This window comes from Saccharothrix syringae (genome assembly GCF_009498035.1).
Taxonomy (GTDB): Bacteria; Actinomycetota; Actinomycetes; order Mycobacteriales; family Pseudonocardiaceae; genus Actinosynnema; species Actinosynnema syringae.
On record NZ_CP034550.1, the window covers coordinates 4,853,988 to 4,874,143 of the forward strand.

Consider the following 20,156-nt stretch of genomic DNA (forward strand, 5'->3'; position numbering starts at 1 on the left):
GGTACGTCGTGCGAACGTTGCTCGTCACCGCGCTGGCCGCGAGCCTGCTGGTGGTCGCACCCGAGGCGCAGGCGGCGATCGCCTGGCAGCCCTGCCCCGACCAGCCGACCGCCGAGTGCGGCGCGGTGACCGTCCCGCTGGACTGGGCGAACCCGCACGCGCCGAAGGTGGAGCTGGCCGTGTCGCGGGTGCGCGCCACCGATCCGGCGCGCCGGATCGGCGTGGTGTTCGTCGACGCGGGCGGCCCCGGCGGGTCCGGTGCGGAGTTCGCCCGCGCGCCCTACCTGAGCGCCGGGGTGCGGGCCCGGTTCGACGTCGTGGGGTTCGACCAGCTGGGCACGAACGGCAGCTCGGCGATCCGCTGCTCCTCCGAGCTGATGGGGCGCAACCCCGGTGACGACCCAACGGACGAGGCCGCGTTCGCCGCGCTGGCCCGGCACAACCTGGCGGTGCGCGAGGACTGCCGCGCCGGCAACCCGGTGTTCGACCACGTGGACACCGCCCGCTCGGCGCGCGACCTGGACGCGGTGCGCGAAGCGCTGGGGGAGCGGCGGATCAGCTTCTACGGCATCTCCTACGGCACGCTGCTGGGCCAGCAGTACGCGGAGCTGTTCGGGCCGCGGGTGCGGTCGATGGTGCTGGACGGGGTGATCGACCACAGCGCGGACCTGCGGCGCTTCGTGCTGGACCGGGCGCGGGCCGTGGAGGAGGCGTTCGGGGCGTTCGCCGCGTGGTGCGCCGCCGACACCGCGTGCGTCCTGCACGGGCAGGACGTCCACGCGGCCTGGGAAAGGGCCCTGGCCGCCGCGGACGGGACCGGGTTGGGGCAGCGCAACCTGGTCCAGTGGGCGTTCTCCGAGATCCGCGGTGGTGCGTGGGAGGGGCTGGCGTCGCTCATCGCGGAGGTCGGCGCCGCGCGGACGGACTTCGAGCCGAACTACGACTCGCTGCGGTACGCGGTGGTGTGCCAGGACTTCGCGCTGCGGTTCGAGGACTTCGACGAGTACCGGGCGCTGCGCGAGGCCGAGTTGCGCGCGGCGCCCACGCTGCGCGGCACGTACCTCGGGCACGAGGAGGCGGCCACCTGCGTCGGGTACACCGACCGGCCGAGCAACCCGCCGCACCGCCTCGACGTCGACCAGGCGCCGCCGCTGCTCCTGCTGACCAGCCGCTACGACGTGGCCACGCCCTACGAGTGGGCGCGCAACGCGCGGCGGCAGGCCAGGGGCTCGCACCTGGTCACGTTCGACGGTCCCGGGCACGGGGTCTACCACGCCAACGAGTGCACGCGGACCGCCGCGGACGCCCACCTGCTCGGCACCGCGCCGGCCCGCGACCGGACCTGCTGACCGCGCGGGGGCGGCCCCGCGCGTGCGGGGCCGCCCCCGCGGTTCACGGGTGGGTCAGGTTGGCCATGAGCAGGGACACGAAGTGGTCCATGTCGGCCAGCAGGCAGGGCAGCTGGGCGTGCTTGCCGGTGCAGCCCTCGGCCCAGCCGCTGCCGTCGCCGTAGTCGACGAAGGTGTGCGGGATGCCCGCGGCGACCAGGTGGTCGCGGGTGACGACGTTGGTCGCCCGCGCCCGGTTCTCGGTCACCGCCTGGATCGGGTCCACGAGCAGGTCGCCGCCGTTGCCGGTGTACATCGCGACGCCCGTGCCGCGCAGCGGGCCCACGTGCTGGGCCGGGCTCTCCGCGTTCCACACGCCGTCCAGCGGCCAGACCGGGGGGCCGAAGACGGCGTCGACGGGCACGGTCGGGGTGCCGCTGCCGGCCAGTTGCGTGGTGGCCACGACCGCCACCCGCTGCTCCTGGCTCAGCAGGTCCAGCCCGCCGGAGAAGCTGCCGACGTAGCCGAACAGCTCCGGCCGGTGCTCGGCGTAGTGGAACGCGCCGAAACCCCCCATCGAGTGCCCCGAGATCGCCCTGCCGTCCCGGGTCGGGATCGTCCGCAGGTTCGCGTCGATGAACGGGATCACCTGGTCCAGGTGGAAGTTCTCCCAGTTCTGCGGCGCCAGCGCGGCCGGCGGGTTGACCCAGTTGGTGTACCAGCCGCGGCCGGAACCGTTGGGCGCCACCGTGATCAGCGGGACACCGGCCGTGGGCTCCTCGAACAACCGCTGGTTCCAGGCGGTGTCCGGGCGGTCCGGGTGGCCGTGCAGGTGGTACTGCACCGGGTAGCGGGTGGTGCCCGAGTCGGCGTAGTCCTCCGGCAGGGTCACCACGATCGTGTGCTCTCCGGACACCTGGCCCGGGAGCACCGAGTACGCGGGCACCTGGGCGGTGCGCACGGTGAACACGAACGTGCGCTCGTTCTGGTCCACCCACCTGGGTTGCGCCACCACGGTCAGCCCGTGCCCGTCGCTGAACACCGGCGGCGCGCCGGCCGCCGACGCGGTCGACCCGGTGGCGGGCAGGCCGAGCACCGCGGCGACCGCGAGCGCGGTCAGCCGCCTCACGACCGGCCCTCGCACAGCGCGGAGTCCAGCACGTCCACTGCGGACGGCGTGGCGTTGACGAGGTTGGTGTTGGTGACCAGCGACGCGAACCGGCCGTCGTCGGTGACCAGGGTCATCGAGTTGTGGCCGGTGGCCAGGATGCCGTTGTGCCCCCACGCTACGCCGCCGCACGACAGCGGTACCCGGGACAGGGCCAGCCCGTAGTTCTCGGACCGCGGTGAGGTGCGCCGCATCTCGGCCAGCGCGGCCGCCGAGACGACCTCGCCGTCGAGCAGGGCCCGGTAGAACGCCGCGGTGTCCTCCAGCGTGGACGCCATCGCGCCGGCGCTGCTCCAGAACGACAGCTCGACGGCGGTGGTCTGGTCCAGCCAGAAGAAGAACGGGCCCAGCCTGCCGCCGACGTAGCCCGGCAGGTACGGGTCGGCCAGGGTGCGCGCCCGCGGCGCCGGGAACGACGTGTCGGCCAGCCCCAGCGGCGTGATGACCCGCTCGGTGATCGCGGTGCCGACCTGGCGGCCGGTGACGCGCTCGACCAGCAGGCCGAGCACCAGGTAGGCGACGTTGGAGTACCCCTGGCCCGTGCCGGGCGGGAACTGCGCCGGCTCGTCCATCGCCGACCGGACCAGCTCGGCCAGGGAGTAGGAGCCGTCCGGGTTGGCCGCGGCGTCGCGGACGTCCCGGACGAGGCCGCTGGTGTGCTGGAGGAGCTGGCGGACGGTGATGGCGTTGCCGTCGTAGTTGCCGGTGACCACGCCGGGCAGGTAGCGGCCGATCGGCGCGTCCAGCTCGACCGAGCCCTCGTCGACGAGCTGGAGCACCACGGCGGCGGTGAACGTCTTGGTCTGGCTGCCGGTGCGGAAGTGGTCGGCCGCGGTGATCGGGCGGTTCTGGTTCACCGCCCCGGTGCCGCTGCTCAGCGTCCACGCCCCGGTGCGGTCCCCGGCGTGCAGCGCCGCGCCCGGTCCGGCCTGGGACCGGAAGCGGTCGAGCAGGGCCTGGGTGGCGGTGTGGTCCTGGGGTGCGGCGGTCGCGGTCGCCGGGGTGAGGCCGAGGGTGGCGGCCAGCGCGACGGCGGCGGTGAGGGCGGTGGTGAGGGCGGCCGGCCTTCGGCGGGGTGTGCCGGTCATGCGGGTTCCTCCGGGGTCCGGGACGGGGTCGTGGTGGGAGACGTGGTCGTGGTGGGGGCGGGGGACGGGGACGGGGTCGGTGTGGGCTGCGTGGCCGTGGTGGGGGACGGGGCCGTGGTGGGCTGCGTGGCCGGGGCAGAGGACGGGGCCGTGGTGGGCTGCGTGGTCGGGGTGGGCGCGGCGGTCGGTGCTGCGGGTGCGGTGGCCGGGGCGGTGCCGGGGTCGGCGGGCTTGCCGCCCTGGCTCTGCTCCCCGATGAACGACATGACCTCCTTGACCACCTTGAGCACCCCGAGCGCGCCCTCGACGAGCTTGATCAGGTTCTCGCCGCTGGCCAGCAGCGCGGCCAGCTTCCCGGCGATCTCCACCCCGCACTCGACGGCGATCCGCACGCACTCCGGGATCGCCAGCGCGATGCTCTGCCCGAACGTCGCCGGCGCCTCGGCGATCGCCTTGGTCATGATCGGCCCGATCTGCCCGACCGCCTTGGCGACCAGCCCGGTGACGACCTCGACGACCTGCGCCACCACCTCACCGGCACCCACCAGCGCCTTGGCCGCGGTGAGCGAGGTCTCGGCGACGGACAGGACCCCGTCGGCCAGCTCGGTGCCCTTCCGCAGGTAGTCCGACGACGCCCGACCCGACCAGCCGTCGGTCTCCGCGCCCGCCGTGGACCGGTACTCGGCGGCCACGGCCGTCGCGTCGCGGGCCGCCGAGTCGAACTCGCCCGCGCCGGCGGAGACGGCGCCCGGGTCGCCGCGCAGCTGGTCCAGCGGCTCCTCCAGGAACGAGATCATCGGGGTGAGGAAGCCGAGCCCCGCGCCGTCCAGGGCGGACAGCGGGCGCTCGGTCGAGCCGAGGGAGCCGAGCGGGGCGGCCGGTTCACCGGCCAGCTCGTCCGACAGCCACTCCCGGCCGCCGACGGCGTCGCCGGTGGCCCGCAGCTCGGCGAGCAGCGCGGTGATCCGCGTCGCGTCGGACGCCTCCTCGGGCGTGGTCAGTGCCGCGGTCACCGGGCATCCCCGTCCTGGTCGACGCCGGTGAACCCGGCGGCCCGGTCGTCGTCGGTGCGCTGGTAGTCGTCGGCCGCCCGGCGCAGGCCGGTGCCGACGTCGTCCACGGCGGCCGCCGCGTCGGCGAAGGCGCCCAGCGCGCCGGCCATGGCGTTGCCCAGCCCGGCGGTGAGGAACCCGGCGAACGAGCCGAGCGCCCCCTCGCCGAGCCCGGCCGGCAGCCGGGTGCCCGCGGCGGCGAGCCGGTCGGCGTACCCGGCCAGCCGGCCGGCGTGCGCGCGCAGCTGCTCGGGGTCCGCGGTGAAGGTGTCGGGCCTCATCGCGCGACCTCCGCGGGCAGGTGCTCGGTGATCCGCGCCAGCGCCTCGCCCTCGCCGAGGTAGTCCGCCATCACCTCGGCCATCCGCGCGCCGGCCAGCCGCTGCGCCTCGCGCGCGGTGGCGACGATGAGCAGGGACAGGGCGTCCACCTCCAGCCTGCGCGCCGCCGGTGTCAGCGTGACCTGGTCGAGCACGCCACCGGCGGTCACCGTGACGCTGACCTCCCCCCGCGGCGACGTCGCCGTCGCCCCGGCCTCGCGCAGGCTCGCGCTCGCCGCGCGGGCACCGTGCGCCGCGCGTTCGAGGCGTTCCCGGTAGTCCGCCAGCCACTGAGCCGGTTCCATGCCGAATCCCCTTCCTCTCGCCATGTCGTGTTCCCCCCGGTCGCCTCAGGCTCGGGCGACCTCCGCGGCCTCACCGAGGACGCGGACGAGTTCGTGGTGCCGCAACGGGTTGACGCTGGTCCAGCCGGAGGCGCCGCGGTCGACCCGGACCCGGCCGCGCGGGCCGTCCAGCCAGGACAGCTCGACCGGGCGGCCGGTGCCGGAGCGGCAGACGACCCCGAGCTGACCCCGGCCGAGCACGACCGGCAGCAGGTCGATCAGCCGGTCGACCGCGGCACCGTCGCCGCCGCGCGAGCGGACCAGGTCGCGCACGAGCTGCCGGCCGGTCCCGGCCCCGGTGCTCGCGTCGCCCAGCAGCCGCAGCGCGTCGTCGACCACGCCGGGTGGCAGCGTGACCGGCAGGACCGGTGCCGCCGGGACGGCGGGGACCAGGGCGGCCAGCTCGTCGCCCAGCGCGGTGGCCCCGACCGGTGTCACCAGGACCGCGCCGTCCGGCGACTGCCGGCACACCACCGCCCGGTCGCGGTGGACCATCGCCACCGCGCCGGTCACCCCGTCGGCGCCGACCACGACGAGGTCGACCGCGCCCCGGTGGCCGCGCAACGCGTCGACCAGCTCGTCCGCCACGCCGACCGGTCCCCGCCCGGTGGCCAGGCCGCGGGCGCACAGCCCGTGCGCGGCCGAGGCGAGCAGCGCGTCCCGCTCGGGTGCGGTCCGACCCGACGAGGGCACCCGCAGCGGGAACGGGAAGCGCACCCCGGCGTGGGTGGCGAGCAGGTCCAGTTCGACGGGCCCGAAGGTGGCCCCGCGCTCGACGGCGGCGGTCACGACGCGGCCCCGCGCGGCTCGCCGGCGGCCCGCACGGCGGCACCGCCGGCGGCCTCCCGCTCGGCATAGGCGGCCTCGACCTCGGCCAACGTCCGCCGGAACGCCTCGACCTCGCGTTCCGCCGCGGCCACCTCACCGGCCAGGCCGGACCGCCCCGCCGCGGCGCGCAGCCGCCGCGCCAGCTCCACCGCGGGCGGCGCGGTGCCCAGCATCGGCTGCCGCTCGGCCAGTCGGCTCACGCTCGCCACCAGGTCGCCGGTCAGCCGACCCAGCTCGGTCAGCGTGGCGATCCGGGCCTGGAGGCCGTCCAGCTCCACCCGGTACCCGTGCTCCGCGTTCACGGCCGCGCTCCCGTCGTCTCGCCGATGACCGCCGGTGAGGCCGGCGGCTCCACGTCGAACAGGCCGTGGTCGACCGTCGGCATCCGGTTCTCGTGCCGCTCGTCGTCGGCGCCGCCGAGCCGGCCTCCCGGGGGCGGCAGTACGCCGGCCTGGGCGGTTGTTCCCCGGGGTGTCGGTTCGGCGGTGGTGTGGCCGGTCGGCGCACCGGGGCCGCCGATCACGCCGGTGAGCACGCCGGTGCGCGAACCCGCGCCGAGCGGGGCGGCGCGGCCGTGGCCGTGGTCGGGGGTCGGGGAACCGATGACACCCCCGACGACCGGGTTCACGGTCGCGCCGCGGCCGGCGGGCGGTGTGCGGACCGGGGCGGTGCCGAGCAGGCGCGCCCAGGGCACGCCGGCGGGCGGGGTGCCGGTCGTGGCCGGGGGAGTGGGGGCCGCCGGGGGAGTCGGGGCCGGCGGGGGGATGGCGCCGCGCGCGGTGTCGATCAGCCGGCCGCTGCCGGCGAGGCTGGACTCGTAGGCCCGCATCGCGCGCACCGCCTCGGCTTTCCGCTGGTCCGCCGAGACGGCGCCGAAGTAGAAGCTGAAGCCGGCGCTGCCCACCGCGCTGAACGCGGCCGGTGCCGCGGGCAGGGGGATCGTGGGCAGGGGCGGTACGGAGGGCAGTGACGGCGCAGGCGGCAGCGCGGGCATGGTCGGCAGGGTTGGCGTGCTGGGCAATGTCGGCAGGGCCGGTGTCGCGGGCAGGGCCAACGCGCTCAGCGCCGGGACCGTCGCGGCACCCGGGCCGAACGGTGCCGGGCCGAACGGTGCCGGGCCGAACGGTGCCGGGCCGAACGGTGCCGGGCCGGCGGGTGCTCCGGCGAACGGCCCTCCTGCCGACGGCGCCGCAGGGCCGCCCGGCGGTGGCGGCATCACGGCCCTGGCCCTGGCCAGCGCGTCCGCGGCCTCCTGCGCGGCCCGGTGACCCGCCTCGGCCAGCTCGCCGATCCCCTCCACCCGGGCGGCCAGCGCCCCGAGCCGGTCGGCCGCATCCTCGGCCGCCCGCCCCCGCCACCCGTCGAGCAGGGCGGCCCGCTGCTCCCGCAGCACCTCCGCGTGCGCGTCCAGCGCGGCGCGGTGCCGCGCCCACTCGGTGGCGACCGCGCCGACGTCGGCGACATCGGCCTCCTGCCACAGCATCCGGTACAGCTCCTCGTGGCTGTACGCCTCCCAGTTCACCCCGCCCGTCGCCACCGGTTGTTCGATCGACACCCCGCGCCCCCTCCTCGCCGCCGGCCCTCACCGACGCCGACGAATGCTCTCGGCGGGAGGGCGCGGCGGGACAGGCCGGCGGCAGGCCATATTCGGCCGGTGGCCTTGACCAGGGGAAACTCAGGCTTGGCGGCGGTAGGTCTCGGCCAGGTGGTCCTGGAGCCGGGCGTGGCGGAACTGGTAGACCGCGCCGGCCCGGCGCAGCACGCCCCGCCGGTACGCGTCGTCGAGGAAGGCGTGCACGGCCCACGGCAGCCGGCCGGTCAGCGGCAGCCACAGGCGGGCGAACACCAGCCACTGGCCCCACGCGGTCATGCCGAGCACGTAGCCGATCCCGCCGCCGAGCCCGCACACGAGCCCCAGCACCAGGCCGTTCAACGGGGTCCAGACGAGGGTGACCCCGAAGATCCGGTCGCCGGGCAGCGCCACCAGCGCCTGGACGACGAGCCAGGTCAGGCCCATGACGAGGACCGCGAACAGCGGCACGAACAGCACCACCTGGACCAGCACGGTCCTCCGGTTCGCCCGCAGCAGGCCGGTCGGGCTGCCGGCCGAGCGGACGTCCAGCGGTGCCTCCAGCGCCGTGATCAGCGCGAGCACCGACCCGGCCCCGAGCCCGAAGACGGTGCCGAACAGCACGGTGTCGACCACCGCGGTCATCGGCGTCACCGGCAGGTCGAGGACCAGCCACTGCGCCACCTTGCGCAGCACCCCGTAGACGCAGCCGACCAGCGCGCCGAACAGCAGGCCGAGCCTGCCCCGGGCCCGCACCCGCGCCCACCCCGGCTCCGGCCGGCCGCGCAGCCGCAGCCGGACCCGGACCGGTTCCAGCGGTTGACCGCCGACCACGTGCCCGTGCGCCAGCCCGAACCCGAGGCCCGCGACCAGCCCGACCATGACCGCGAGCGCGGGCATCCGCACGGCCGACACGTCCACCAGCGCGCCCTCCACCAGCATGTCCGTCAGGCTCACCACGGCGCAGACGACGAACCCGACCACCAGCGCCCTGGTCGCCCGGCCCGTGGAGGTGCCCAGCCGCCACCAGGCCAGGTCGTAGGTGCCGAGCCGGTGCAGGTGGTCGGCGAGGTGGCCGAGCCACCGCCGGGTGCGGTCGACGTCGGGGGTCCGGTCGGCGCCGGGGTCCTGGTAGACGGCGGGCACGAAACCGGCGAGCAGGTGCCGCTCGATCGACTCCCGCGTGCCGAACCGGTCCGCGTCGAGCAGGTCCGCCGGGTCGTGGTCGGGCGTGTCGCTGTAGATCCGGCGGGCGAGCGACACCATCAGCGGCGTGGTCAGCACGGCCGCGAGGGCGCCGCCCGGGTGCCGGCGCACCTCGTCGAGGACCGGTTGCCACGCGTTGCCGGCACGCCCGGTCTTGCGGGTGGTCCGGGGCAGGTAGTCGGCCAGGTCGTCCGCGGTGAGGTCGACCAGCTCCACCGCGGCGGCCCCGGTGAGCACGTCGGTGGCGTCGACCGCCGCGCGGTACTCGTCGACCCGGCTGGTCAGCAGCATCGGCAGGGTGGTGGCGTTCAGCGCGGCCAGCGCCGCCCGGCGCAGCCCGCCCGCCATCTCGTCGAACCCGTCCAACACCGGCAGCACGCGGTGGTCGTCCACCAGCGCCGCCGCCAGCGTCGACCCGCCGGGGCCGGGCGCGGCCAGGTCCGGGTCGTCGCGCACCAGCTGCTCGGCCAGCCAGTCCCGCAGGCCGGTGCGGGTCGGGTTCCACGAACCGAGGCCGAAGATCACCGGGACCGGGTCGTCCGGGCCGCGGGCGTCCAGCAGGCCGAGGACGAACCGGGTGGTCAGGACCGTCTTGCCGGCACCGGCCCGGCCGAGCACCACCAGCCGGCAGGACGGGATCCGCCGGTAGGTGCCCACGACCTGGTCGAGCCGCCCGCCCAGGTCCAGCCGCGGCGCGGTCTCGCCGGGGCCTGCCATGCCGATGTTGGCCCAGCTGTCCTGGAGGGGGGCGGGCGCCGGGCGCCAGCGGACCGGCAGCGGCACGGGGTCGTGGACCTGCCGCTGCTCCTCCTCCCGCCGCCAGCGGGCGCGCACCGAGTGCGCGAGCGCCTTGAGCGCGTTGACCAGCGGGTCGGCGTGCGGGGCCGGCAGGCCGGTGTCGTCGCCGGAGGGCTGGGCTGCCGGGAGGTCGGACGTGCGCGGCTCAAGGGCCTGGGAGCTGGACGCCCGGGAACCGGGGGTGTGCGGCTCGGTGGCGCTCGGCTCGTCGGGCACCGGTTCGGCCCGCCCCGCCGCCGCGAACAGCTCGGCGCGCTCGGCCCCGGTCAGCTCCAGCGCGTCGGCCAGTAATCGCAGCGTGCCGACCCGCGGGTCGCCCCGCTCACCGGTCTCCAGGCCGCGGATGGTGCGCACGCCCAGCTCGGCCCGCTGGGCCAGGCCCTCCTGGCTCAGGCCGGCCCGTTGCCGCCACTGCCGCAGCAGCACGCCGAACCGGCTCGCCACACCCGCCCCCTCAGCACCGCCCACCCGGACGCACACCCCGTCAACGATCAGGCACACTCGGTTGACATACCGGCGGAATGCATCTTAAGCGCAAAGTTTCGGCCAGCCCGGCATTTCCGGCCCTCCCACCCGCGGCACGGGTGCGGCCGCCGCGAGGTCCACCGACCGGGGGACTACCGGCGCAGGGTGCTGCTGGGCGCGTGGCCGTAGGCGTCGCGGTAGGTGACGGCGAACCGGCCCGCGTTGGCGAAGCCCCAGCGCGTCGCGACGGCGGTGACGGTGACGCCGTCCCCGGGCGTGGCGTCGCGCAGCTCCTGGTGGGCGCCCGAGAGGCGGACCCGGCGCAGGTAGGCCATCGGCGTGATGCCGAGGTGGCGGTGGAAGGCGTACTGCAGCGCCCGCGCCGTGACGAAGGCCGCGGCGGCGATCTCGGTCAGGGTGAGGTCGCGACCGGGGTCGGCCTCGATGAACGCGATGGCGCGCCGCACGGTGGCCGGGTGGGCGTCGCGGCTCTCCCCGGTGGTCGGGGCGGAGGGGGCGGTGTCCGCGAAGACCGCCAGCGCGGTCGCGGCGAGCAGCCGCGCGACGGACGTGGCCACCAGCGGGGAGACGGTGGTCTCGCGGTCCGACAGCAGGTCGTTGACGAAGCGGGCGGTCCGCTGCCACTGGCGGACCTGGCCGGGCTCGGGCCCGCGCGCCGACGGCCGCCACGGCCGGTCGACCTCGCCGGCCAGTTCGCGCAGCAGCGACTCCGGCAGGACGGTGGTCGAGTTGGCCGCGTTCCCGGTCTCGCAGGTCCAGTCGGCCTGCGGGCAGGTCGCGACGAAGACGTCGCCGGGCCCGTACCGCGCGGTGGCCCGCCCGTGCTCGACGCCCACCGGGCCGCCGGCGACCGAGGTGATCATCACCTCGTCCTCCCGGGCGGTGACGGTCAGGTCGACCTCCGCGGACAGCGTGATCGCGCTCGAACTGCACCCGTCGTCGTCGACCCGGACGACCCCCACCGCCCAGTCGCCGCCGGCGGGGTGGCCGACGCTGAGCCGGCCGGCGCCGTGGGCCCGGTCGAAGTACTCGCGCACCTCCGCCCGGCCGAACGCGCCCGAACCGCTGTACTCGGTGTGGCGGGGTAGGGCCGGCGCGCTGCTCATCGGGCCTTCTTCGGTAGGACGGCACCCGTGTCGTCACCGATGCATCAGGGGAAGGTACCCACCGCCGGCACCCGGCAAACCCACCCGGGGGCGAAATCGGGCCGGCGGTTGCGGCGACACCGCCGGGTTCGCGGTCACCGGTCCCGCCGCCGCCCGAGGGGCCCACCGCCCGCCGCGCCCTCCCACCAGCGGTGTGCAGGTGCCCCGACGGGCGCATAACCTGGCCGTGGAGCGAAGGACCGTGAGCGAACGGATACCGCCATGGACGTCATTGACGGGGTGAGCACGGGGGACGTCCACGAGCCCGGTGACCGGGAGCGGTCGGTGTTCATCGCCCAGGCCGCGGCCAAGGCCGCGGCGGCGGAGGACTGGGCGTACCGGCACGCGGAGCTGGCCGATCGCGCGTACTCGATCGCGGTCGAGGCGGAGCGGCGCGCGCTCCGGCGGGCCGAAGCGCGCGGGGCGGGTGCCCGGGCGGACTGAGGTCGGGTCCGCCCGGCGCGTTTCGCTTTTCGGCCAGGTCCGGTACGCGGTGTTCGTTCCGGGCATGTCCGAGGCACCCGCCACCGCGCGACAGTGTTCCTGGCGCTGTCTCGTCGCATGGTCGAAACCACGGCCCTCGGGGCAACGGAAACCGGGAGCACGTGATGGCAGGACACGACGTAGTGGTGATCGGCGCGTCCGCCGGCGGCCTCACGGCCTTGCGGCGGCTGCTGGCCGACCTGCCCGCGGGCCTCCCGGCCTCGGTGCTGGTCGTGGTGCACACGACCGACCGGACCAGGTCGCGGCTGGCCGAGGTCCTGGCCGACCAGGGCCGGCTGCCCGCGGCCTACGCCGTACCGGGCCAACGCCTGACCCGCGGCCTGCTCACCGTCGCACCGCCGGGGCAGCACCTGGTCGTCACCGCCGACGACACCCTGCGCCTGACCCGCGGCCCGCTGGTGCACCGCACCCGGCCCGCCGTCGACCCGCTGCTGAACAGCGCCGCCGAGGTCTGCGGCCCCCGGGTGCTCGCCGTGGTCCTGTCCGGCCTGCTCCAGGACGGCGCCGAGGGCGCCGCCGCGGTGGCCGCCGCCGGTGGCGCGGTCCTCGTCCAGGACCCGGCCGACGCCCACAGCCCGGACATGCCCCGCGCGACCCTGGCGCGGGTGCCCCACGCCGGGGTCCGACCCGCCGCCCGGCTGGGCTCCGCCATCGCCGACCTCGTCGGCGCGGTGCCCCCCGAGGTCGCCCGGCGTGCCGAGCAGGCCGAGGACGTCGAGGAAGCGCTGCGACTGGCGGTGTCGCAGCTGCGCACGCACGCCGCCGCCCAGTACCGCCTCCAACGGCGGTTCGACGACACCGGGCCCCTCGTCGCCCGGTTCGTGGCCCGCGCGGCCCGCGCGCAGCAGGCCGCGGACCTCATCGCGAGCCAGGTCGTGCCCCTGTACCAACCGCGGCGCGTGGACAAGCCGGCCTGAGCCGCACCCCGCGCGGACGTCGGGACGGGACCCGCCCGTTCACCGCTGAACCGCGGCGCGGGCCCCTTGGCGCGATTCCGCTCGGCCGGCACCACCGCGGCGTTGACCAGCCGCGAGCCCGGCACCCCGCCGTCCCAGGAGAGGCCCTTGGTCACCCGGACGGCGTCCGCGGTGTCGAGGCGGTCGGGCAGGCGGAGGCGGGACTCGCCGGTGAGCGACGCGCGGGCCGGTGCCCCCAGCAGGTCGTCGGCGCCCGCCGCGTCCGGCCCGGCCCGCTCGGGGACGCGGGAATCGTCGGCGATCGCGGCCGACCCGGTCCGGATCGGGCCGGCCGGCTCGACCCGGACGGGCGGTGAGAGGTCCGCGTCGCCCGCGAGCCTCCCGGCCGGCTCCTCGCCGGCCGCGCGGTCCACCCGGACGGCGAGTTCCACCGCGGTGGCCCGCCTGCCCTCGCCCGATCCCGGGTGCGGTCGAGATGGCGGTGCAGGCGTTCGGCACGACCGCCGGCGGCAGGATCGTGCGGCCTCGTTCGAGGCCGTCGATCCGCACGCCGACGGGGACGCGTCCGTCTTCGACGACCTCGGTGGAGGTGGTCGCGCCCGAGGTCCTTGGCCACCTCGGCCACGGCCAGGACCGCGTCGACGACGTCCTCGCCCCGCGCACGCCGCGTCGAAGCGGGGCTCGGGGGCGAGGTCGCGGTCGAGCGGGGTGAGCAGGGTCAGGGCGAACTGCCGGACCTTGCCGCCGGTGGTCTGCTCGGCGGTCTCGCGCAGCAGGTCGACCGCGAGCCCCGGGCCGGACTCCTGGACCAGCCGGACGAGCGTGGTGCGGCCCAGTTCGCTGATCCCGGTGTCGCCGAGGAACACCCGCACTCCAGGCCCTCCCACGGCCAGGCACGCCGCGGGGCGAGGTACCGCCGGGCCGCCCACGTGTCCGGGCGCGCTCGTCGACCACCTCGTCGAACCCGTCGACCAGCACCAGCCACGGCACCCCGGGCACCGGGGGAGCGCCCAGCAGTTCCACCAGGGCGTGTGGTCGAGCCACGCCGCGGCCGCCCGGGCGGCGACCCGGTGGACCAGGCTCGACCTGCCCGCGCCGGGGTCGACCAGCTCCGCGCAGGTCAGCACCACGTCGGGGGCGACGAACACGCCCAGGCCCTCGCCGTGCGCGGTGCGGATCGCCGCGGTGGCCTCGTGCGGCGCCCGGTACAGCGGGTCGGGCGCCACGCCGTCGCCGGTGCGCCGGGTCAGGTGCGGGTGGTGGATGTCCCGCGCCCGGACCACGTACTCGGCGACGCCCGCGAAGTCGTTGGTGCGCACCGGCCGGACCCGGACCGCCGGCCGCCGCCGGGTGGCCGGTTCCACACCGGACCGCGGGCCCGCGCGGCTGTCCCCCGGTGGCCACGTCCGCCAGGGGCCAGGGCGGTGGCTGTGCGGGCGCGCGGGCGTCTGCCAGGGTCGTGTCGGACCGTGGAGGGGAATTCATGACCGGACGCGCGGCGCTGGTGACGGGTGCGGGCAGGGGTATCGGGCGGGCGGTGGCCGAGCGCCTGGCCGACCGCGGCGCGGTGGTGGCGGTGCACTACCGGCACGACGACGCCTCGGCCGCGGAGGTGGTGGCGACCATCGCCGCGCGTGGCGGCCGGGCCTTCCCGGTGCGCGCCGACCTGGCCGGACCGGACGGGGTGGACACCCTGTTCGCCGGGCTGGAGGCCGGGTTGCGCGAGCACGTCGGCGAGGTCGCGCTGGACGTGCTGGTGAACAACGCGGGCATCGGCTGCCCGGGCGAGGTCGAGCAGCTGACGCCGGAGCGGTTCGACCGGGCCTTCGCCGTCAACGTGCGCGCCCCGGTGTTCATCGTGCAGCGCGCGTTGCCGCTGATGCGCCGCGGCGGGCGGATCGTGAACATCTCCTCGCTGGCCACCAGGGTCGCCCACCCGCGGATCATCGGCTACGCCATGACCAAGGGCGCGCTCGACGTGTTCGGCCGCACCCTCGCCGAGCACCTGGGGCCGCGCGGCATCACGGTCAACACCGTGTCGCCCGGCCTGGTGGACACCGACTTCCACGGCGACCGGTTCCGCGGCGACCCGCGCGCCGCGGCGGACGCCGTCGCCGACACCGCGCTGGGGCGGATGGGGCAGCCGGGCGACGTGGCCGACGTCGTCGACTTCCTCACCTCCGAGCGGGCGCGGTGGATCACCGGTGAACGACTCGAAACCGCGGGCGGCACGCACCTGTGACCGCACCGCCCGAAGAGAGGACGCCATGCGCCTGAACGACATCTACCTGGACGCGATCGGGGTCCGCCTCGGCCGGTCGGTCGACCTCGCCGACGCCGTGGCCGACGGCCGCTACGACGCCAACGAGTACACCGCCAACGGTCTGCTGCGCGCCGTGGTGGCCGACGACGGGGAGTTCGCCCCCGACATGGCCGTCACGGCGGTGGAGCGGGCGATGGCCCGCAGCCAGGTCGGCCCGGAGGCGGTGCGGATGATCCTGCACGCCAGCATCTACTTCCAGGGCCAGGACATGTGGACCCCGGCGTCCTACATCCAGCAGCACACCATCGGCGGCGCGGCGCCGTCGGTCGACGTCGACCAGAAGTCCAACGGCGGCATGGCCGCGCTCGGCCTGGGCACCACCTTCCTGTCCGCGTGCGACGACGACGCCGCAGTGCTGATCACCACGTGCGACAAGTTCTGCCTGCCCGGCTGGGACCGGTTCCGCAGCGAGACCGGCACCGTGCTCGGCGACGGCGCCACCGCCACCGTGCTGACCCGCCGCCCCGGCTTCGCGCGCGTGCTGTCCGTGGTGATGACCGCCGACCCGACGCTGGAGGAGATGTACCGGGGTGACGGCCTGCGCACCACGCCGGCACCCGGCGACCGGCCGCTGGACCTGCGCACCCGCAAGCAGCGGTACATGCGCCGGCGGCTGCGCGAGCTGGACGAGATCTCGCTGCGCATCGCGCGCGGCGTGGGCGACTCCGTGGTCCAGGCGCTCGACGAGGCCAAGGTCGAGCTCGACGACGTCAAGCGCGTGGTGCTGCCCAACGTGGGCCTGACGGTGCGCTGGTGGGGTCTGCTGAAGGAAATGGGCGTGGGCCCGGAACGCACCACCTGGGACTTCGGCCGCAATATCGGGCACCTCGGTGCGGGCGACCAGTTCAACGGTCTGCACCACCTGGTCGTCGACCGGGCGCTGGAACCGGGTGACCGGGTGGTGCTCGCGGGCAGCGGTCACGGTTTCAACTGGGCGAGCGCCGTGCTCGAAATCCTGGAGGCGCCCGATTGGCGGTGAACGCGGCAATCCGGTTCGGGCAGGAATCCGAGGAAAACGCGACCGTGAATTCCCGACGGGCGCCGGACGGCGGTTCCGGGACGCATACCGCGGCGCGTGGAGCAATGGGGAGTTCCGTGGTGAAAACGGACCAACAGCACACCGGCGCGCGGGCGGGCGCCCCCGTCGACCTCGTCGGCGCCGATCTCGAGGTGCCGCTCGTCCAGGGCGGGACGACCCGCTACGCCAACCTCGACCACGCGGCGAGCACGCCGGCGCTGCGCGAGGTGGTGCACCGCCTGGCCGAGGTGGCGCCGTACTACTCCAGCGTCCACCGCGGCGCCGGGTACGCCTCGCAGGTGTCGACCGCGCTGTACGAGGCGGCGCGCTCCGGCGTCGCGGCCTTCGTGCGGGCGCGCCCGGCGGACGCGGTGGTGTTCACCCGCAACACCACCGACTCGTTGAACCTGCTGGCCGGGTGCGTGCCGGAGGGCGGTGAGGTGGTGGTCCTCGACGTGGAGCACCACGCGAACCTGCTGCCCTGGCGCGGTCTCCCGCACCGGATCCTGCCCGCCGAGCCGACGCTGGCGGCCACCCTGGCGGCGGCGGAGCGGTCCCTGGCGCGCGGTCCCGCGGCGCTGCTGGCGGTCACCGGGGCGTCCAACGTCACGGGCGAGGTGCCGCCGCTGGCCGAGCTGACCCGGATCGCGCACCGGCACGGTGCCCGGATCGCGGTGGACGCCGCGCAGCTGGTACCGCACCGCCGCGTCGACCTCGCCGGGTCCGACGTGGACTACCTGGCCTTCTCCGGCCACAAGATGTACGCGCCGTACGGCGCGGGCGTGCTGGTCGGGCGCCGCGACTGGCTCGACGCCGGGCCGCCGCACCTGGCCGGCGGCGGCGCGGTGCGCGAGGTGGCGGTGGACGGGGTGGCCTGGGCCGCGGCGCCGGAGCGGCACGAGGCGGGCACCCCGAACGTCCTCGGCGCGGTCGCGCTGGCCAGGGCGTGCGAGGTCCTGGCGCACGTGCTGCCGGAGGCCGGGCCGCACGAGGCGGCGCTGCGGGGACGCCTGGTCGCGGGGCTGGCGCGCCTGCCGGGCGTGCGGCTGCACCGGATCTGGTCGGACTGCGCCGACGCCATCGGCGTGGTGACGTTCTCGGTGGCCGGCTACGACGCCGGCCACGTCGCGGCCTACCTGTCGGCCGAGCACGGCATCGGCGTGCGCGACGGCCGGTTCTGCGCGCACCCCGCGGCCGCGAGGCTGGGGCTGCCGCGCGACGGCGCGGTGCGCGCCGGGTTCGGGGCGGGCACCTGCCCGGACGACGTGGACCGGCTCCTGTCGGCCGTGGAACGGCTGCTGGTCGAGGGTCCGCAGTGGACCTACGGCGTCGTGGCGGGCCGGTGGGCCCCGGTGCCGGACCCGCGCCCGCTGCCCACGTGGCTGCCGGTCGGCACCGCCCTGCGACCCCGGCCGTGCGCCTGACCGGGTGCGCCGCCGACGAGGTGTGCCGCGCCAGGGCCCGGCGCGGCACACCCGAGTGCTAGCCGGCGCGGGTCAGCTCCTCGTCGGACAGCCGCTGCGCAGGCACCTCCAGCAGGTCGCTGGCGCGGGCGGCGACCATCCCGGCCTCGAAGCGGCTGGACACGCCCAGCCTGCGCAGCAGCGAGGACACCATCCGCCGCAGCGTGCGCGGTGACACCTGGAGGTCGCGGGCGATGGCGGAGTCCTTCCGGCCGCGCGCCCACAGCTGGAGGATCAGCACCTGCTGCTCGGTCAGCCGCAGCGGCTGACCGGTCCGGGCGCACGTCCTCGGCGCGGCCGGCTCCCGCAGGTCCGTCGTGCGGTCCCAGCAGAACTCGAACACCTGGCGCAGCACGGCGACGGCCGGGCGGGACCGCACCAGGACCAGCCGCTCCGGCGGGTCGGCGGACTCGGCGGGCGCCACCAGGGCCATGGTCTCGTCGACGACCAGCATCCGGAACGGCAGCAGCGGGGCGCTCCGCAGCCGCACGCCCATGTCGGTCAGCTCCTTCAGGTGCGTCGCGGTGCGCGTGCTGTCTGCCGCCGAGCTCTGGTGGATGGCCCGCACGGTGACGTCCTTGCCGCGCGCCATGGCGTTGCGCGCCACGCTGGCGCTGAAAGCGTGCGGCACCGTGGGCAGCGGCCGCATCCACAGCATGTCACCCGTCGCCAGGACCGGCGCGCTGTCCAGCAGCTCCCTGATCCGGTACGGGTTGGTCACCTCCTGGACCCCGCCCGCGTCCGGCGCCTCGGCGTCCACGCCCCGGCCGTAGAGCGCGAGGGCCGAAACCTGGGTCTGGATGGAATGCGCGTGGTCGAACGCGGTCGTCAAGGTGTGCTGCTGCTGTTCCACTAACTTGATCAATGCCTCCCACGGGCAGGTATCGCTTTCGGCGAGCGGGAACGCTGCTTGACGGACCACTTACGGCTCCCCCAGAAGTCGAGGTGTCCGCCCGTGGCCAAGACCGCCACGGGCCACAACCAGGTCTACACCAAGCTCAAGACGTCTGACAAGGTCGGTCACCGAGGTGTTCTTTTCTCTCCGATTGCGCCTCGAATGCCCGGTTCGCCCGGTGTCAAGAAGTCGTGTTGGAGGACGGAAATCACAGTTGCTCCGTGGGCATTGTCCTGATCTCCGGATGAACTCCGGAGAGCGAAGCTAGGGGTAATCGGGTGGAACAATTGACACATGCCGTTTGCCGCGGAACGCCCGCGGCGGCTCCGGGGGTGCTCGCGCCGGCGCGGGCGGCGGACGCGGCGCGGCTGTGGGACCGGATGGCGCTCGCCGCGCGGCAGCCGGGCCGGGCGGTCCGCGACACCGTCCCGCCCGAGCTGGGACCGGTGCTGGAGCTGTTCGACGCGGCGGGCCGGGGCTCGCTGACCGGTGGCCCGTCGGTGCCGTCCGCGGGCGCGCTGTACCCGTACGAGTTCTACGCGGTCGTGCCGGGTCCGCACGGCTGGGCGGTCCACGCCGTGGACGCCGCGCGGCGTCGCTGCCGGCTGGTCCGGCGGGGACCGGACGTGGCGGACGCGCTGCGCGACGCGGGGCTGGACCACCTCGCCGGGCCGGTGGTGGTGGTCGCGCTGCGGCCGTGGCTGTCCATGCGCAAGTACGGCGACCGGGGCTACCTCTACGCCCAACTGGACGCCGCCCACGTCGCGACCCACCTGCTGTGCCTGGCCGCCGAGCGGCACCGGCACGCCGAGCTGCGGACCGGCGCGGCGGCCACCGCGCTGGAGGAGGTGATCGGCCTGGCGGACGGGTGCCGGTTCGCGCACAGCGCGCTGGTGCTGCGCGGCGGCACGCCGTCCCCGGTGCCCGGTTGGTCCTCAGTGGACGGCCTCGGCGGGGTGGCGTGGCCCGAGGCACCGTCGTGGCTGGAGCGCGAGTGCTGGAAGTCGGTGGAGGAGCACCGCCCGGTGCGCCCCGCCGCGCCGGGCACCCCGGTGCGCCCGCACGCCCTGCTGGCCGGCGCCGCGGAGCCGGCCGCGGGCTTCCCCGGCGGCCAGTCGCCGACCTCGCTGGCCGCGCGCCGCAGGTCGACCAAGGACTTCCGGCCCGAGGCGCTGGACGGCGCGACCCTCGACCGGGTGCTGGCGGTGTTGCGGACACCGCTGGCGGTCGACCTGCCGCCCGTCGCCGGGCTGAGCGCCACGCTCGTCGCGCGCAACGTGCGGGGTCGCGCACCCGGCTGCTACCCGGTGCGCGGCACCGGCCCGGTGTGCGGGCCGGAGAGCGCGCCGGTGGCCGCCGCCCCGCCCGAGGACGAGCTGTTGCGGGCCTGCATGGACCAGGAGCACCTGCGGCACGCCGCCGCGCTGGTGCTGTTCCACACCGCTCGGCAGGACCTGCTGTGCCACGGCATCGACGACACCCTGCTGCGCGCGGGCGCGCTCGCCCACCTGCTCTACCTCGGCGCCGCGGGCGAGGGGGTCGCCATCACCGCGATCGGCGGGTTCGACGGTCCCCGCTGGCGCGCGCTGGCCGGGCTGCCCGGCCGGGACGAGGTGCTCTACGTCGTGCTGCTCGGCGGGTCCGGCGGCGCGGCCCTCAAGCTCGACCGGCTCCAGCCGGCCTACGCGCACACCGGGAGGTAG

At 76.1% G+C, this 20,156-nt stretch carries 18 protein-coding genes; 7 read left to right on the top strand and 11 right to left on the bottom strand.

Annotation, left to right across the window (positions count from 1 at the left end; genetic code table 11):
- Positions 1-8 precede the first annotated feature (8 nt).
- Positions 9-1,349: an alpha/beta hydrolase gene (locus tag EKG83_RS21105; protein WP_033429700.1), complete on the top strand. Its 1,341-nt coding sequence runs from the start codon at positions 9-11 to the stop codon at positions 1,347-1,349.
- 43 nt (positions 1,350-1,392) lie between these two features.
- On the opposite strand, the gene EKG83_RS21110 is transcribed toward EKG83_RS21105, so the two are convergent.
- The 10 genes from EKG83_RS21110 to EKG83_RS21155 all read right to left on the bottom strand — a co-directional run bounded on the left by EKG83_RS21110 (position 1,393) and on the right by EKG83_RS21155 (position 11,294).
- Positions 1,393-2,457: an alpha/beta hydrolase gene (locus tag EKG83_RS21110; RefSeq protein ID WP_051765236.1), complete on the bottom strand. Its 1,065-nt coding sequence runs from the start codon at positions 2,455-2,457 to the stop codon at positions 1,393-1,395.
- Entirely contained in the window at positions 2,454-3,584 is a 1,131-nt protein-coding gene (locus EKG83_RS21115) for a serine hydrolase domain-containing protein (RefSeq protein WP_033429698.1), read from the bottom strand. Before EKG83_RS21115 ends, EKG83_RS21110 begins: the two co-directional genes overlap by 4 nt.
- Positions 3,581-4,597 (bottom strand): hypothetical protein, encoded by a 1,017-nt coding sequence (locus EKG83_RS21120; RefSeq protein ID WP_063741284.1) that lies wholly within the window; start codon positions 4,595-4,597, stop codon positions 3,581-3,583. Before EKG83_RS21120 ends, EKG83_RS21115 begins: the two co-directional genes overlap by 4 nt.
- A complete protein-coding gene (locus tag EKG83_RS21125) occupies positions 4,594-4,917 on the bottom strand; it encodes a type VII secretion target (RefSeq protein WP_033429697.1) in 324 nt (107 codons plus the stop codon). Before EKG83_RS21125 ends, EKG83_RS21120 begins: the two co-directional genes overlap by 4 nt.
- Positions 4,914-5,261, bottom strand: a complete 348-nt coding sequence (locus EKG83_RS21130) for a YbaB/EbfC family nucleoid-associated protein (protein ID WP_033429696.1) — start codon at positions 5,259-5,261, stop codon at positions 4,914-4,916. The genes EKG83_RS21125 and EKG83_RS21130 overlap by 4 nt, the downstream gene beginning before the upstream one ends.
- A 45-nt stretch (positions 5,262-5,306) precedes the next feature.
- Positions 5,307-6,089 carry an ESX secretion-associated protein EspG gene (locus EKG83_RS21135; protein ID WP_033429695.1) on the bottom strand — a complete coding sequence of 261 codons (783 nt, stop codon included), beginning with the start codon at positions 6,087-6,089 and terminating at the stop codon, positions 5,307-5,309.
- Positions 6,086-6,430 (bottom strand): hypothetical protein, encoded by a 345-nt coding sequence (locus tag EKG83_RS21140; RefSeq protein ID WP_033429694.1) that lies wholly within the window; start codon positions 6,428-6,430, stop codon positions 6,086-6,088. The genes EKG83_RS21135 and EKG83_RS21140 overlap by 4 nt, the downstream gene beginning before the upstream one ends.
- Positions 6,427-7,683, bottom strand: coding sequence for a hypothetical protein (locus EKG83_RS46985; RefSeq protein WP_037330439.1), 1,257 nt, complete (start codon positions 7,681-7,683; stop codon positions 6,427-6,429). Before EKG83_RS46985 ends, EKG83_RS21140 begins: the two co-directional genes overlap by 4 nt.
- A 120-nt stretch (positions 7,684-7,803) precedes the next feature.
- Positions 7,804-10,146 carry an NACHT domain-containing protein gene (locus EKG83_RS21150; RefSeq protein WP_033429693.1) on the bottom strand — a complete coding sequence of 781 codons (2,343 nt, stop codon included), beginning with the start codon at positions 10,144-10,146 and terminating at the stop codon, positions 7,804-7,806.
- A 173-nt stretch (positions 10,147-10,319) separates the two neighbouring features.
- Positions 10,320-11,294: a helix-turn-helix domain-containing protein gene (locus EKG83_RS21155; protein WP_051765233.1), complete on the bottom strand. Its 975-nt coding sequence runs from the start codon at positions 11,292-11,294 to the stop codon at positions 10,320-10,322.
- Positions 11,295-11,555: 261 nt separating this feature from the next.
- Between EKG83_RS21155 and EKG83_RS21160 the strand changes: the two genes are divergently transcribed.
- From EKG83_RS21160 to EKG83_RS21180, 5 genes are all read left to right on the top strand, one after another.
- On the top strand, positions 11,556-11,777 hold the full coding sequence (locus tag EKG83_RS21160) for a hypothetical protein (RefSeq protein WP_033429692.1): 222 nt from the start codon (positions 11,556-11,558) through the stop codon (positions 11,775-11,777).
- A gap of 164 nt (positions 11,778-11,941) precedes the next feature.
- The gene (locus EKG83_RS21165; RefSeq protein WP_084716225.1) at positions 11,942-12,754 is read left to right on the top strand and encodes a chemotaxis protein CheB; all 813 of its coding nucleotides are present in this window, start codon (positions 11,942-11,944) and stop codon (positions 12,752-12,754) included.
- Positions 12,755-14,237: 1,483 nt separating this feature from the next.
- On the top strand, positions 14,238-14,996 hold the full coding sequence (locus EKG83_RS21170) for an SDR family NAD(P)-dependent oxidoreductase (RefSeq protein ID WP_033429691.1): 759 nt from the start codon (positions 14,238-14,240) through the stop codon (positions 14,994-14,996).
- A 25-nt stretch (positions 14,997-15,021) separates the two neighbouring features.
- Entirely contained in the window at positions 15,022-16,056 is a 1,035-nt protein-coding gene (locus EKG83_RS21175; RefSeq protein WP_033429690.1) for a ketoacyl-ACP synthase III family protein, read from the top strand.
- A gap of 119 nt (positions 16,057-16,175) precedes the next feature.
- A complete protein-coding gene (locus EKG83_RS21180; RefSeq protein WP_051765278.1) occupies positions 16,176-17,519 on the top strand; it encodes an aminotransferase class V-fold PLP-dependent enzyme in 1,344 nt (447 codons plus the stop codon).
- A 58-nt stretch (positions 17,520-17,577) separates the two neighbouring features.
- Here EKG83_RS21180 and EKG83_RS21185 read toward each other — a convergent pair whose 3' ends face one another.
- The gene (locus tag EKG83_RS21185; RefSeq protein WP_228122736.1) at positions 17,578-18,390 is read right to left on the bottom strand and encodes a helix-turn-helix transcriptional regulator; all 813 of its coding nucleotides are present in this window, start codon (positions 18,388-18,390) and stop codon (positions 17,578-17,580) included.
- A 395-nt stretch (positions 18,391-18,785) separates the two neighbouring features.
- Here EKG83_RS21185 and EKG83_RS21190 point away from each other — a divergent pair, with 395 nt between their 5' ends.
- Positions 18,786-20,156 carry a nitroreductase family protein gene (locus tag EKG83_RS21190; RefSeq protein WP_051765227.1) on the top strand — a complete coding sequence of 457 codons (1,371 nt, stop codon included), beginning with the start codon at positions 18,786-18,788 and terminating at the stop codon, positions 20,154-20,156.